Source organism: Campylobacter sp. BCW_6465, from assembly GCF_001762815.1.
Taxonomy (GTDB): Bacteria; Campylobacterota; Campylobacteria; order Campylobacterales; family Campylobacteraceae; genus Campylobacter_D; species Campylobacter_D jejuni.
Genome location: NZ_MJXN01000056.1, coordinates 1 through 1,909, shown reverse-complemented (window position 1 = coordinate 1,909; position 1,909 = coordinate 1). Strand labels below are relative to the sequence as shown.

1 pseudogene is annotated in these 1,909 nt (G+C 23.7%); it reads left to right on the top strand.

Features of this window, described 5'->3' with window-relative positions:
* Positions 1-15: 15 nt before the first annotated feature.
* Positions 16-1,802 (top strand): annotated as a pseudogene (locus tag AJ886_RS03755) (DUF2972 domain-containing protein).
* Positions 1,803-1,909 lie beyond the last annotated feature (107 nt).

Sequence of the window (1,909 nt, the reverse complement as noted above, 5' to 3'; positions counted from 1 at the left end):
TAAAGGAGAAACCCCATGTTTAACCCAAACTCAGCTATAGAAAGAGTAAAAAATCATCTTGCTTATAAACTAGGTCAAGTTATGATTGATTTCACAAACAATGGGGGGGGTATATAGCATTATTTAAAAAACTTTATAAAATTAAAAAACAACACAAAAAAGAACAAAGAATTTACCAACAAACTATACAAGTTTTTCCTCAACTCAAATATCCAAGTTTAGAAACATGCAGTGATTATGAGCAAGCTTTAAGATATAAATTTCATTTGTCCTATATGCTAGGTGAAGTTTTAATCAAAGCTGATAAAACCTGGTATAAAGGAAGTGGATTTAAACTAAAAAATGATATTAAAAAAGCTAAAAAAGAATTTCAAATTTTTAGAGAAATTTTTAAAGAATTTAATCAGATTGACTCTAGCATCCTTGAAGGTTGGATAGATAATAAACAATTATTTTTAAAAAAAATTCTAAGAATAAAAAATATATTAAAAATTCATCAAGATTATAAAGCAATATTAGATAATATCTTTCGCAATTTTAATTATTTTATACAAAATTTCGATCTTATAGAAGAATGGTTATTATCAGATGATTTCAAAGAAAGATACAAAAAAGAAAATCATCCTTACCCTTCTTTACTTGATCCTAAGAAACTAAATGATGAAAATGAAAAAATCAATTATCATAACATACCTGCTGAACTTGCATGGGATATGAATTTACCTTTACCTGATGGATATAAGTTTGTGTATTTAGGATTTGGTTTATCTGGCCATCTTGCTTTAGATTTATACCTTAGAAAGTGCTCTTGTTATTTAGTATACGCTGAAAGTGATTATAAAAATATTTTATACACTCAGTGTGAAGAAAAAGCAGTATTATGTATTATAAGCTTATGGAAGAAAAACTTTGCATTTGAACATAAAATTTTAAGTTTATTAAATAATGAAATTACTATTTTAGTTTTAGTCAGAGATCCTATTGAAAGATTAAAAACAGGTGTAAATCATGGATATTTTGCTAAAAGTAATCAAAATTTTTACGATGTTTTTTTTATTAATGATGATATAGATAAAACATTAGATCGTTTCAAGTATTACCTAGGTGATATTGTTAGCGATTTGCCTATTATAGAAACAATTGATTTTACAATTCAGCATAGCTCGTTTTATATAAATTCTTTGTTTAATAAAGTTATAAAAAATAATGTACTTTATATTGACATGAATGAAATTACTCCACAGCAATCCTTCCAAACATTATTAAGGTTATCAAAATTTTTAGATTTTGACCAGCCAAAATTTAGAGATATGAAATATTTTAAAGAAATTAAATATAATGATTTTAAATATATATTACCTTTAGTTTTAAATATTTATTATGAAGGGCAGAAAATTCCTATCTATATAGAAGCAACTGTCAGTCAAAGCAAAAAAATTGATATATTTAAATATATTTTTTCTAAAAATCATGAATTGTATAATAAAGTGCATTTTTACATTGATAATTTTTACATCGAATTAATTGATTGCAATAGTAATTTTTTAAATTATATCAAAGAGTATATTATAGAATTTTTAAATAAATTGGATTTGAAAGTTAAAAAGATAGTAGCAAATAAAATAAAAGAAAAAAATGTGCTTGTATATTTAAAATCAAACCAAGAAATAAGAAAAAAGTTAAAAAACATATTAAATAAAGAACTTGTTCATATCAAACAACATCGTCCAGATATAGTAGCTTCTTGGAAGTATTATCAAGAATTTGAAAAAATGTGTAAGGAATTAGATGAAATTAATTAATTCATATTGCATTATTTAATTAATAATATATTATTTATTATCTCTAAAGGAGAAACCCCATGTTTAACCCAAACTCAGCTATAGAAAGAGTAAAAAATCATCTTGCT